The organism is Pseudoalteromonas sp. NZS11_1 (assembly GCF_015864275.1).
GTDB lineage: Bacteria > Pseudomonadota > Gammaproteobacteria > Enterobacterales > Alteromonadaceae > Pseudoalteromonas > Pseudoalteromonas arctica.
The window spans coordinates 162,095-174,063 of the sequence record NZ_JADYXK010000001.1; the positions used below are offsets into that span (position 1 = coordinate 162,095).

Genomic DNA, 11,969 nt, shown 5'->3' on the forward strand with positions numbered 1-11,969 from the left:
TTAACTAAAGGATAAGCAATGCCACCGTTAGTTACTGTATATATAACAACACATAATCGTGGAAGGCGTTTAATTACAGCTGTAAACTCTGTTTTAAACCAAACATATAAAAATATTGAAATAATTATTTCTGATGATGGCTCTCAGGATAATACCCCTGAAATAGTCGAGTCACTTACATCTGAATTTAGTAATATTAGATATGTAAGAAATGAAATCCCAATGGGAGCTAACCATGCGAGAAACAGAGCTTTAGAATTGGCTAGAGGTGTGTTTATAACTGGTTTAGATGACGACGATGAGTTTAAAGAGGATAGAATTCAGTTGTTTGTCAGTAATTGGGATGATAAATATGCATTTATTTGTGATAACTTTATCGATTCATTCAAAGATAGAGAAGATGCACATTATATGGAAAAAGACATTTTATTTTCATGCGAAAATTTGCTATTTGAAAACTTGGCTTCAAATCAGGTGTTTACTTTATCTGAGCGGTTAAGGGAAGTTGGTGGCTTTAATTTAAAGTTAAAACGCTTACAAGATTGGGACTGTTGGTTACGCCTATCTCATAGGTATGGGACGGCTAAAAGATTTAACTGGTGCACTTATATGATGTACCATGATCAAATAGACAGAATTAGTAATAACCAGAAGTCAAGGGAAGCATATAAAGTTTTTGTTAAAGAGAATCTACATATTTATAAACTGTTACGTGGTGGTTTAGGTGTTAAGCTTGCTGATAATTCAAAAGCTATCACTCTTAGTGATTTGATTAGAGCGAAAAGTAAAATTGAGTTTAAAATATTATTGAAAGAAATTATATTGAGTCGTTTAAAATAATGGTTAATACTATTTTTGCCCTATTGACCCCATATCTTTTTATTCCTCTTTTAATAAACGGGTACAACAATAAATATATATGTAAATTTTTAGCTGTATATGTAACTCTGTTTTTTGTTTTATTTTATGGAATGAGAGGGGAGACGGTTGGAAGTGACACTGCATATTACTTTCATGTATTTAATAGTATAGACGATGTATTTATTGAACCTGGATTCTCAATATTTATTAAATTAGTTCGCTTTTTCACTACTGATGGATCCGTTTTTCTATTTTCTGCTACATTTGCTTCTGCTTTATTCTTTTTTCTTGGAGCTCTAAAATTAACTCATAATAGTGATAATGTTAAACTTCCGCTTTTTATTTTGTTTGTATTTACTTCTTTTGCTACTTTTGATTTATATATAAATGCTATACGACAAGGGTTGGGTTTATCATTGTTTTTTTTTGCTGCAACATTTTTTTTAGTTGATAAAAATAAGAAGAGCTTTTTGTTTTTTTTACTACTTTCAGCTTTAGCTATTTTGGTTCATTATTCTATTGCCATATTGTTGTTAGCGTTTTTGTTAGCGATTTTTTTTAGGAATAGTGATAAAGCTTTAAAAGTAATCCTTTTATTAAATATATTTCTGTTCGTATTATGTCTGCTAGGAGTTGATCTAGTTTCCTCATTTGTAAATATTATAAGAAATGTCTCATTTCTTAATTCCAACTTTGTTTTTCGCAAAGTTATCAATGCATTGTCTGTCTATTCTGAGTTGGATAAGGGGTCCATAAATAATCTTAATTTACTAGGTAAGTTACAACTATTGGCTCCTCTTATTATATTGAACCTCATGTATTTCAAAACAAGAGTTGTTCCCAATGATAGGGTATTCTTTTTGTTGTGCTCTTATATTCTAGCTATTTATTTTTTATTTGCTCAACAGGCTTATTCATTTAGATATTTGTATTTGATGAATTTTTATATTCAATATTCAATTTTAATTTTATTATTTTCAAGCCTTAAAATGTTTAATTTAAATGTGAAATTAACTTTGTCTATTGTGATTTCTATGGTGTTTTCTTTCGTTTTTTTATGGAATACTAAACAAGCAATGTTATTAATTGAGGGATTTAATGGGTAATCATAAGTTTTACGGTATAGTAGTTACATTTGAGCCGACAGTAGAACATTTTGAAAACATTAAGATGATGGCTAGTGAATTAAGCCATTTAATTATTGTTGATAATTCGGAGGGCTTAAAGGGTTTTGAATGTTTGGATAGTTTAAATAATATAAGTGTTCTGAGTAATAAAAATAAGAATGGTATAGCTGGTGCATTGAATTTAGGTATCGTGGACCTTCTTGAAAAAAACGGTGGTTTTGTTTTCTTGTTTGATCAGGATTCTTCTTTGCCTGATGGGTTTGTAGCTAATCAATCAAAGTTTATTATCGATAATAATGAATGTTGTGTTGCCCCTAGGTACTATGATGTTAACTCTAAGACTTATGGAAATTACACTATACTGAGTAAATTTACTATTAAAAATATTATGGGTGAATTTTTGAGTAAGCCTACATATACAACCTTTGCGATAACTTCTGGAACATTATATTCTTTAGACGTTTTCAAAAAGGTAGGTTTGATGGATGAAAGTTTTTTCATTGACCACGTAGATTCTGAATTCTGTATACGCATGAAACATCATAATTTCAAAATTCTCATAAATCCTGAAGTGGTGTTTAATCATTCTATAGGTGCTAGGCAGTTAAGAACTTTCCTGGGGGTGAAATTTAAGCCTAATAATCATAACCCTACGAGAAGGTATTATGCTGTACGAAATGGTATATTTATGATTAATCTTTGGGGAAGAGATTTTCCGGCTCTTGTGTGGCTTCTTTTTTTAAGAAATGTTTATGAATTTTTAGGTGTTCTCTTATTCGAAAGTAACAGAAAAGAAAAGCTTAAAGCTTTATTTTTAGGTGTGTATGATGGTGTTGTATCCAAAAAAGGTAAATGCTCTCGTGCTTTTAAGCAATAGCCTTCGTAATCATTACATAGGTAGTTAGTTTTTAATACGATATCTAATTATTATAGTAATCGTATTTTTATTTGCTTATTTGAAGTTTTACCGCGAGAGTTTTATGGCAAAAATCATTGTTGGAATAGTTTCACATGGTCATTTGGGCTATATTCATAGCAATTTGGCCTTAGTTGAAATCGCTCAGTTGGATAATGTAAGTGTTGTTATTAAAGATAACATTAAAGACTATAGGCTAAAATTGTATGCTGATGAGGTAGGGTATACTTACATTACAACTAATGACAATATGGGGTTTGGTGAAAATAATAATTTCATTGCTAATTTTGCTTTAGAAAACCTCGAAGTAAGTAAAGGTGACTGGTTTATTATTTTAAATCCTGATGTTGAAATGTCATTATTTGAGTTTAACAAACTCATAGATCAATTAAAGCTCCAGTCAGGCCAGTTTTTTGCTCCGAATTTGTTTAAAGATTCTGAATTTAAAACAACAGAAAACTCAATACGTAAATTTGCTAGCTACCTCGATTTATTTAATCCTTTTAAACTACAGCCTATAAATAAACCTTACGATAAAAATGACCTCACTGATCTTGATGTTGTTGAGTGGGCATCAGGTGCTTTTTTGTGTGTTACCTTCGCAGCATTTGAATCTGTAGCTGGCTTCGATGAAAAATACTTTATGTATTATGAAGATGTAGATCTTTGTTATAGGTTAAACCAAAAAGGCATTAAGCTTAGGTTTTTGAAAAATGTTAAAGCAGTTCATAAGGGTGAGTATAAAAATAGAAGTATTTTTTCTAGGCATTTTCGTTGGTATTTAAATAGTTTGTTTAAATTTTTAAAAATGCAGAGCCACAATGGACACTAGCACCCATAAATTAATGCTCACAGGTTATTCAGGTTTTGTTGGTAATTACTTAGTAGAGCAGCTACAAAACAGCAAATGTCAATTGCATTTACTTGGACGTAAACAATCAAGTTACGGAACTGTTTTCAAGTATAATTTGGACGAAAGTTCACTTTATAACGATGCAGTAGAGCATGTTGATGTAGTAATTCACTGTGCCGCCAGAGTCCATATTATGGATGACACAGCTAATGATTCTCTATACGAATTTAGGGTAGTAAACACTCAGGGAACACTTAATTTAGCTAAGCAAGCAGCAAAAGCTGGTGTAAAGCGCTTTATATTTTTAAGTTCAATAAAAGTAAATGGTGAAAGTACTTCAGGTAAACCGCCATACACTGCTTTTGATATAGCAGCTCCAGAAGACCCTTATGGTGTTTCTAAAGCTGAAGCTGAGCAGCAATTATTTGAACTGGGCGAAAAAACAGGTATGGAAATTGTGATTATCCGTTCGCCACTTGTGTATGGTGAAGGCGTGAAAGCAAACTTTGCATCACTTATGCGGTTTGTTGGGAAAGGTCTGCCTTTGCCTTTTAGAGCGATTAAAAATAATAAACGCAGCTTAGTATCTGTTTATAATTTGGTTGATTTAATTAAAGTATGTATTGAACACCCTAAAGCACCAAATCAAGTATTTTTAGCCAGTGATGATCATGACTTGTCAACAGCAGAGATAGTAGCATTAATGGCGAAAGTGCAAAATAAAAGGAACTTTGCTGTACCTATGCCTGTTTGGTGTTTTAAGTTAGCGGGTAAATTACTCAATAAAAGCGATGTAATTGATAGGCTAACCGGCTCACTTCAATTAGATATTACTCATACAAGAAATACCCTTGATTGGGCTCCGCCTTATTCAGTTGAACATGGCTTTAAACTAGCTGCTAATAAACCTTCAAAAAATAATTAATGGATTTATGAATGATACGTTTACTTGACTTTTTGTTTTCACTATTTGGTTTGCTGTTTGCCTTACCATTCCTAGTAATTTTATACATCATTGGTTTATTTGATACTGGCTCACCTATTTTTATGCAAGAGAGAGTCGGTCGAAATAAAAAACCATTCACTTTGGTAAAATTTAGAACCATGACTGTAGATACTGCATCGGTAGCTAGCCACTTAGCAAGCACAGCATCTATAACTCCGTTTGGTGGTTTTATGCGCAAAACAAAATTAGACGAATTACCACAACTCTGGAATGTACTTAAAGGTGAAATGAGCTTAGTTGGCCCTCGCCCAGGTTTGTTTAACCAAGCAGATTTAACTCGAGAACGTGAAAAAAAGAATGTATTTATAGTTCGCCCAGGTATTACTGGTTTAGCTCAAGTTAACGAAATAGATATGTCTACTCCTGAGTTACTTGCTAAAACAGACCGTGAAATGATTGATACATTAACTATAGGTAACTACTTTAAATATATATTAATGACGGTTAGTGGTAGTGGTAGTGGTGATAGGGTCAAATAAAGGTTACTACTCATATCTGTAAATGGAGCGCGCTTTATGCTTAGCTATTAGTTCAATTTAATCGCCTAATTTAGCCTTCTCATAGCAATTACTTTCTATACGCTCAGCGGATAAACACCATTAAAAGCTAATTACATTAGCCTATTTTTTGTTATAATTACCACATTGTTAATTTCTAGTATGATACAGGGTTTATCCTGTACTTAAACCGCAAAGGAACGTGCCTTGGATAGTTTCATTCGCTCTATTTTAAACGCATCGCGTGCCAATAAACGCATCATTACATTGTGTATTGATTCGTTATTTATTGTGCTGGCTTTTTGGTTGGCGCTTATTGTAAGGCTTGATAGCTTAGAGCCACTTCTGCGTTTAGATAATTGGCTTTTGTTAGCAATGTTAATACCTGTGAGTTTATACACATTTATAAGTTTAGGTTTATATCGCGCAGTGCTTAGATATATGAACTCGCAGGCTATTTGGGCAATCGTACTTGGCACGGTAATAACAACAGTGTGTTTGGTTTTAATTGCTTTTTTTATCGGTATAGACATACCACGTACTATGCCATTTATATTTGCTTGGTTATGTTTATTAACTGTAGGTGGTTCTCGCGTATTGGTACGCGCCATGATTGGTAGAATGACGACAAGTAATAAAGAGTCTGTGATTATCTATGGGGCCGGCTCTGCAGGGCGACAATTAGCGACTGCATTGGGTGCTGGGCCAGAGTATTATGTAAGAGCCTTTATAGACGATGATATAACTAAACACGACTCAATCGTTCAAGGTATACCTGTCGTATGTTTTAAAGACATTTACGAGCTAATAAATAAGCGCCAAGTAAGTAAAGTTTTGTTAGCACTCCCAAGCACAACTCGCTCACGTCGCAAAGAAATACTCGCTCAACTAGAACCTTTAACAATTAATGTACTTTCAATACCCGGCATGGCAGATGTAGTTGAGGGGAAAGCAAAGCTTGCAGAAATAGCTGAAGTAGGTGTTGAAGATTTACTAGGTCGTGATCCAGTAGAGCCTAACGCTGATTTAATGTCAGCTAACATTAAGAGTAAAGTGGTTATGGTGACAGGAGCAGGTGGCTCTATTGGCTCCGAACTGTGTAGACAAATAGTGAAACAAAAACCGATAAAACTCATTTTATTCGAACTAAGCGAATTTGCTCTATATTCAATAGAAAAGGAGCTTTGCGAATACATTACTAATAACAATCTAGATATAGAACTAGTGCCTATAATGGGCTCGGTACAGCGAATAAACCGAATCGAAACTGTAATGACTACATTTTGTGTGCAAACTGTTTATCACGCAGCAGCTTATAAGCATGTTCCATTAGTTGAACATAATGTCGTAGAAGGTGTTCGTAATAATGTGTTTGGTACTTATTACACAGCAAAAGCAGCGGTCAATGCTAAAGTAGAAACTTTTGTACTTATATCAACGGATAAAGCTGTACGTCCAACGAATGTAATGGGCGCAACTAAGCGTATGGCTGAATTAGCTCTGCAAGGTTTAGCGCAAGAGCAAGGTATTAAACATAGAACACGTTTTTGTATGGTCCGCTTTGGTAATGTATTGGGTTCTAGTGGCTCTGTAGTACCGCTATTTCGGAGACAAATAAAAGAAGGTGGCCCGATAACGTTAACACATCCCGACATAACACGCTTTTTTATGACGATCCCTGAAGCCGCGCAATTAGTTATACAAGCAGGAGCTATGGGCAAGGGAGGCGACGTATTTGTACTTGATATGGGTGATCCAGTTAAAATTAAAGATCTGGCGACTAAAATGGTTCGTCTTTCTGGGTTTGAAGTCAAAAGCGATACTAATCCACACGGTGATATCGAGATTAAGTGTACGGGTTTACGCCCAGGTGAAAAGCTCTATGAAGAACTGTTAATTGGCAATAATGTTGACGAGACCTGTCATGAGCGAATAATGACAGCCAATGAGCTAATGTTGCCTTTGGCCGAGCTTAATGTGTTTATAGAAGCGCTAGATATTGCATGTCATAATTTTGATCACGAAACAATACGTCAATTGCTGTTAGACGCACCAACCGGTTTTAATCCAACAGACGGTATATGCGATTTGGTATGGAATGCCAAAAAAGTTAATACTTTAGACGATTCAGGGAATGTTATTAGTTTTAATTAGAAACCAATAACATAGGATTTTATTTGAGTTTTAAGCCGTAGTATTCGCATATATTAATTTATAAAAACTATTAAATAGTATTTATTGAAAATTTAAATTTATAGGAAATTAAATGAAAATTGCAGTGGTTGGTACCGGTTATGTAGGACTTTCTAACGCTATGTTATTGGCACAACATAATGAAGTTGTAGCGCTTGATATTGATGAGATAAAAATAGAGCTGCTAAAAAATAAGCATTCGCCCATTGTTGATATTGAAATTAGTGACTTTTTAACGCGTAGTGATTTAAATTTCACAGCTACTACAGATAAGATGGTGGCTTATACCAACGCCGACTTTATAATTATAGCCACGCCAACTGATTACGATGTAGAAAATAATTATTTTAATACAAGCTCGGTAGAGTCTGTTATTAAAGATGCAGTCGCACATAATCCAAACGCTGTCATGATAATTAAATCGACTATTCCTGTAGGCTTTACAAAAGAGATTAAAGAACGACTCCGTATTGATAATTTAATATTTTCACCAGAGTTCTTACGTGAAGGTAAAGCACTGCACGATAACTTGTATCCTTCACGTATTGTTGTGGGCGAACAGAGTGAGAGAGCGATTGTATTTGCTAATTTATTAAAGCAAGGCGCAATCAAAGACGATATTGAAATACTGTTCACCGACTCAACAGAAGCTGAAGCTATTAAGTTATTTTCAAATACTTATTTAGCAATGCGTGTTGCTTACTTCAATGAGCTTGATAGCTACGCTGAAGCGCATGGTGTAAACAGTAAACAAATTATAGAAGGTGTTAGTTTAGACCCTCGTATAGGTAAGCATTATAATAACCCTTCGTTCGGTTATGGCGGTTACTGCTTACCAAAAGATACTAAACAGCTACGCGCTAATTATGCTGATGTGCCTAATAATATTATTGGCGCTATTGTTGACGCGAATACTACACGTAAAGACTTTATTGCGGATTCAATTATAAAACGCAACCCTAAAGTTGTGGGTATTTATCGCTTAGTAATGAAGGCCGGTTCTGATAATTTTAGAGCTTCGTCAATTCAAGGTATTATGAAGCGTGTTAAAGCTAAAGGTATTGAAGTAGTCGTTTATGAGCCAGTGCTTGAAGAAAAAGAGTTTTATCACTCTCGTGTCATTAAAGACTTAAATGAGTTTAAGAAAATATCTGATGTAATAGTATCTAATCGTATGGTTGAAGAGCTTAGTGATATAGCAGATAAAGTCTATACACGAGATTTATTTGGCAACGATTAAAATATAGCTAAAAATTTTCTGTATATATTTCAAATAAATGACTATTCATGAAAGCTGTAATTCCTGTTGCTGGCCTTGGCACACGATTGCGGTGACAAGCTAGGCTACCTAAAAGAAATTGTAGAATACGGTACGCACGACGCTAAGCTCGGTACTGAATTTGTTCATTACTTAAATACGATTGTGAATAAATAAGTTCCTTCACAAACTGCAATGTCGATAATTTATAAATATGCTCGTCTAAATCTTTTTAATTAGAGTTTACTAAGTTAGATAGTACATTATAAAAATTATTTAGGCGCAGCTTTAAGCTGCGCTTTTTCATTTGAAAATCAGCTTTGCTTTAAGAAAATTGAAAAAACTAAATACATAAGGGAATAATTATGCCACGTAAATATTTTGATACCGATGGAGTAAGAGGTAAGGTCGGTACTTTTCCTATTACACCTGATTTTGCAATGAAGTTAGGCTGGGCCGCGGGCACAGTTTTGGCATCGAGTGGCACAAAATAAATTTTAATAGGTAAAGATACACGTAACAGTGGTTATATGTTTGAGTCTGCTATTGAAGCTGGGTTTTCTACTGCGGGTGTTAATGTAGCATTTGTTGGCCCAATGCCAACGCCTGCAGTAGCTTATTTAGCATCAACTTTTAGAGCCGATGAAGGTGTTGTTATTAGTACATCGCATAATCCATATTACGATGATGGTATTAAATTTTTCAATAATTCTGGTACGAAGTTGAACGATGAGCAAGAGCTTGAAATTGAAGCCTCACTTGAGCAAGCATTAAATAACAACGCAATGCAGTGTGTAAGCTCAGAACACTTGGGTAAAGCAAGACGCATTAACGATGCTGCAGGACGATACATTGAGTTTTGCAAAGGCATATTTGCTAAAGATTTAACACTAGAAGGTTTAAAAATTGTTGTCGATAGTGCAGATGGGGGGGCGTATCATATAGCACCTAATGTTTATGCAGAGCTGGATGCTGATGTTATTAGCATTAACGATAAACCAAACGGTTTAAACATAAATGAGCAATGTGGTGCCACGCATCTAGATAGCCTTCAAGCCGCTGTACTTGAACATAAAGCAGACTTAGGTATTGCGCTTGATGGTGATGCTGACAGACTAATGCTTGTTGATGATAGTGGCGCTGTGATTGACGGTGACCAAATTCTTTATATTTTAGCTAAGGCCGCGAAGCTGCAAGGTAAAATGCAGGGTGGTGTTGTTGGTACACTGATGTCTAACCTCTGGTTAGAGCTAGCGCTTAAGGAAATGGATATACCGTTCAAGCGCGCTAAAGTAGGTGATCGCTATGTTGTTGAGCAGCTTAAGAATACGGGGTGGAGACTTGGTGGTGAAGGTTCAGGCCATATTCTACACTTTGATTATGCAACCACCGGTGATGGTATTGTTGCTTCTTTACTGGTATTAACTGCGCTAATTAAGCAAAAGCAATCATTAAAAGACTATGTGGCCGGTATGCAAAAATTATCTCAAGTACTCTTAAATGTGCGTTTATCACAAAATAATGCGAATGAGATTTTAAATACTGATTCAGTGAAGCAAGTAGTAGTAGAAGCTGAAACACTTTTGGCAGATACAGGCCGTGTTTTACTACGAAAATCAGGCACTGAGCTACTCATCCGCGTTATGGTTGAGTCTACAGATTCGGTGGCCTCGCAAGCGCAGGCTGAGCATATAGCCGCGGCTATAAAAGCGTTATTGTAAAACGTACTTAGAGAGAGTGAGTGTGCACTCACTCTCTATGCTATCTCTAGATACGCTCTGTTTTGAGCGTCATCTATGCGTTATTACCAATTCTCTTATTAGAAAATGCATTAATGGATAGATGTACACATATCCCTACTTAATCCTATTAAGCAATTCCTCGTTCAATCATCATTTCATTAAATGCAAACCCATCCTGCCTTGACGCATTAGCAACATAAGGCGCATAAACCTCAAATAATAAACGCGTATCACTGTGCCCAAGCATATGTGAGATATATAACGGATTTTCGTGCGCGGCAATATGTAACACAGCTGCGGTGTGGCGTGTTTCGTAAGGGCGCCTACGTGCTAATCCTGCTTTTTTTAGTGTGGGGTACCACAACTGTTTACTCACAAAGTGGTTATTGAGTGGGTTATCTTTATGCGTAAATACAAAGTCACTACTCGTTTGCTCTTTTAAGCGGTTGAATAGCGTATAAAGCGTATCGCACATTTTTAATTCGCGGCGAGACTTAGGGGTTTTTACATCGCACAACTCACCATTAACCCAGTTATGGCGAATACGAATAAGTCGGTGATTAAAATCTATATCTCCCCAGCGCAGGCCGTGAACCTCACAGCTACGCATCCCAGTCCAAAAGCGCACTTTAAAGTAATCTTTCCACTCAATAGGTGCAGCCTCTAAAAAGCATTGCACTTCATCAGCTGTTAGCGGGTTCGAATCAGCGCGTTCTTCTTTAAGTGTTTTATAGCGACGCATTGTGTAAGGAAAGTCGTGCTCTTCGGCCGCCAAACTTAAAATAGCAATCAGTGGCCATAAAATGCCATTAATGCGCTTATTGGTGAGCTTTCGTCGACCATTCTTTTTTATCATCGTCAGGCTTTCACGAAAATAGTCTAAATTAGCCAATTTGATATCATTTACGAGTATATTGCCAAACTCAGGTATCAAATAGGTATCAAGTGTATTGCGCATCACACTTTGATAACTGCTTTTCCATTTCGCTTTTTGACGATCGAACCATTCATTCGCGTAGTCATTGAAAAACGGATAAAGACGATCGGGATCTTTGGCGCGTTGCAGTGTCTCAAACTTAGCGAGTTTTTTACTCTCAGGAAAATAATCACGATACTGAAATGTTTCTAAATCAATTTCTGCATTCATCTTTTTGAGGATAGCATGGGCTTTTTTTAAGTTAGCCGGAGTAGCCATGAGTTTAGTGCCTTCACGAAAGCGTTGCCCATAAAGATGTAAATCAAATTGAATACGTCCATTTGGACGAATGCGAATGTGAGCCATAATGGCCTCCATTAGTTAGTCGATCTATAAATAGATCTATCCCTCACCAATGGAATTCGTTAGAATTAAGCCATCGGCTGGGTTAGGTTTAAACAGCTCGCAGCCGGTACGGGGTAGGGAGGTTGCCGCCTCTTTACCCCAACTGCTTATTTTATTTCTGGGTTGTGTTTTATACCACTGTGTTATAAGTAGTAAAATGCCACATTCTTTTAATCTTACTAACAAATATAATGA

9 protein-coding genes and 1 pseudogene are annotated in these 11,969 nt (G+C 35.6%); 9 read left to right on the forward strand and 1 reads right to left on the reverse strand.

Translation table 11 applies throughout. From position 1 onward, the window contains the following. The first annotated feature begins 18 nt into the window (after positions 1-18). The 9 genes and pseudogenes from I6F44_RS00665 (at position 19) to glmM (ending at position 10,432) form a co-directional block, all read left to right on the forward strand. Positions 19-840, forward strand: coding sequence for a glycosyltransferase family 2 protein (locus I6F44_RS00665; protein WP_197173108.1), 822 nt, complete (start codon positions 19-21; stop codon positions 838-840). Then, on the forward strand, positions 840-1,967 hold the full coding sequence (locus tag I6F44_RS00670; RefSeq protein ID WP_197173109.1) for an EpsG family protein: 1,128 nt from the start codon (positions 840-842) through the stop codon (positions 1,965-1,967). Before I6F44_RS00665 ends, I6F44_RS00670 begins: the two co-directional genes overlap by 1 nt. Beyond that, entirely contained in the window at positions 1,960-2,865 is a 906-nt protein-coding gene (locus tag I6F44_RS00675; RefSeq protein WP_197173110.1) for a glycosyltransferase family 2 protein, read from the forward strand. The genes I6F44_RS00670 and I6F44_RS00675 overlap by 8 nt, the downstream gene beginning before the upstream one ends. A gap of 103 nt (positions 2,866-2,968) precedes the next feature. Continuing rightward, positions 2,969-3,736 carry a glycosyltransferase family 2 protein gene (locus tag I6F44_RS00680; protein ID WP_197173111.1) on the forward strand — a complete coding sequence of 256 codons (768 nt, stop codon included), beginning with the start codon at positions 2,969-2,971 and terminating at the stop codon, positions 3,734-3,736. After that, positions 3,726-4,682: a UDP-glucose 4-epimerase family protein gene (locus I6F44_RS00685; RefSeq protein WP_231612768.1), complete on the forward strand. Its 957-nt coding sequence runs from the start codon at positions 3,726-3,728 to the stop codon at positions 4,680-4,682. The genes I6F44_RS00680 and I6F44_RS00685 overlap by 11 nt, the downstream gene beginning before the upstream one ends. A gap of 11 nt (positions 4,683-4,693) precedes the next feature. Further along, the gene (locus I6F44_RS00690) at positions 4,694-5,242 is read left to right on the forward strand and encodes a sugar transferase (RefSeq protein ID WP_197173112.1); all 549 of its coding nucleotides are present in this window, start codon (positions 4,694-4,696) and stop codon (positions 5,240-5,242) included. Positions 5,243-5,467: 225 nt separating this feature from the next. Beyond that, a complete protein-coding gene (locus tag I6F44_RS00695) occupies positions 5,468-7,414 on the forward strand; it encodes a polysaccharide biosynthesis protein (RefSeq protein ID WP_197173113.1) in 1,947 nt (648 codons plus the stop codon). Positions 7,415-7,526: 112 nt separating this feature from the next. Then, complete coding sequence (locus I6F44_RS00700; protein ID WP_197173114.1) at positions 7,527-8,693, forward strand: nucleotide sugar dehydrogenase; 1,167 nt, start codon at positions 7,527-7,529, stop codon at positions 8,691-8,693. A 383-nt stretch (positions 8,694-9,076) separates the two neighbouring features. Continuing rightward, positions 9,077-10,432: pseudogene (gene glmM, locus I6F44_RS00705) on the forward strand (phosphoglucosamine mutase). 148 nt (positions 10,433-10,580) lie between these two features. Here the strand turns inward: glmM and I6F44_RS00710 are convergent. Continuing rightward, entirely contained in the window at positions 10,581-11,735 is a 1,155-nt protein-coding gene (locus tag I6F44_RS00710; RefSeq protein ID WP_197173115.1) for an Arm DNA-binding domain-containing protein, read from the reverse strand. Positions 11,736-11,969: the final 234 nt, after the last annotated feature.

Excerpts from the sequence above, each read along its gene's own strand:
- I6F44_RS00690 (WP_197173112.1), top strand. The coding sequence starts at position 4,694 with ATGATACGTTTACTTGACTTTTTGTTTTCACTATTTGGTTTGCTGTTT.
- I6F44_RS00710 (WP_197173115.1), bottom strand. The coding sequence starts at position 11,735 with ATGGCTCACATTCGCATTCGTCCAAATGGACGTATTCAATTTGATTTA.
- I6F44_RS00675 (WP_197173110.1), top strand. The coding sequence starts at position 1,960 with ATGGGTAATCATAAGTTTTACGGTATAGTAGTTACATTTGAGCCGACA.
- I6F44_RS00685 (WP_231612768.1), top strand. The coding sequence starts at position 3,726 with ATGGACACTAGCACCCATAAATTAATGCTCACAGGTTATTCAGGTTTT.
- I6F44_RS00700 (WP_197173114.1), top strand. The coding sequence starts at position 7,527 with ATGAAAATTGCAGTGGTTGGTACCGGTTATGTAGGACTTTCTAACGCT.
- I6F44_RS00670 (WP_197173109.1), top strand. The coding sequence starts at position 840 with ATGGTTAATACTATTTTTGCCCTATTGACCCCATATCTTTTTATTCCT.
- I6F44_RS00665 (WP_197173108.1), top strand. The coding sequence starts at position 19 with ATGCCACCGTTAGTTACTGTATATATAACAACACATAATCGTGGAAGG.
- I6F44_RS00680 (WP_197173111.1), top strand. The coding sequence starts at position 2,969 with ATGGCAAAAATCATTGTTGGAATAGTTTCACATGGTCATTTGGGCTAT.